The 683-nt window shown below is 46.9% G+C and carries 1 protein-coding gene; it reads left to right on the top strand.

From position 1 onward, the window contains the following. Nucleotides 1-599, top strand: a 599-nt coding sequence (locus tag ACTHUM_RS16900; RefSeq protein WP_440403542.1) for an AAA family ATPase, incomplete at its 5' end; no start/stop codon positions are given. Nucleotides 600-683 lie beyond the last annotated feature (84 nt).

The raw sequence follows: 683 nt of genomic DNA, 5'->3' as shown, positions 1-683 counted from the left end.
TTCCTCCGCAAGGCGGCCGCAAACATCCGAACCAAGAATTCATCAACGTTGATACCACCAACATCCTCTTTATCTGCGGCGGTGCATTTGCCGGCTTGGAAAAAGTCATCCGCCAACGTACTGAAAAAGGTGGTATCGGCTTTGGTGCGGCGGTGCACAGCAAAGATGAAAACGCCGATATTTCAGCCCTGTTTGAAACAGTCGAGCCTGAAGACTTAATTAAATTCGGTTTGATTCCCGAGCTTATCGGCCGTCTGCCCGTGATTGCCACATTGGCAGAATTGGACGAAGATGCTTTGGTCAACATTTTGACCGAACCGAAAAACGCCTTAGTCAAACAATATCAAACCTTGTTTGCAATGGAAGATGTCGGCCTTGAGTTTGAAGAAGATGCCTTGCGCAGCATCGCCAAACTGGCGATGGAACGTAAAACCGGTGCGCGCGGCCTGCGCTCTATCGTCGAACGTTGCCTCTTGGACACCATGTACGCCCTACCGGATTTGAAAGGTGTAGCAAAAGTCGTCATCAATAAAGAGGTCGTGGAAAAAGGCGAACAGCCAAAACTTTTCCGTGCAGACGGCAGCGAATATAAGCAATAAGGATCATTCTCCGAAAAAGACGTGTACTCGCTACACGTCTTTTTTATTTTTTAATAAAACCAAAAGTATATCTTTGAATAATGG

It is taken from the genome of Neisseria sp. P0021.S006 (assembly GCF_051956895.1).
This window is presented reverse-complemented; position numbering and strand designations above follow the sequence as displayed.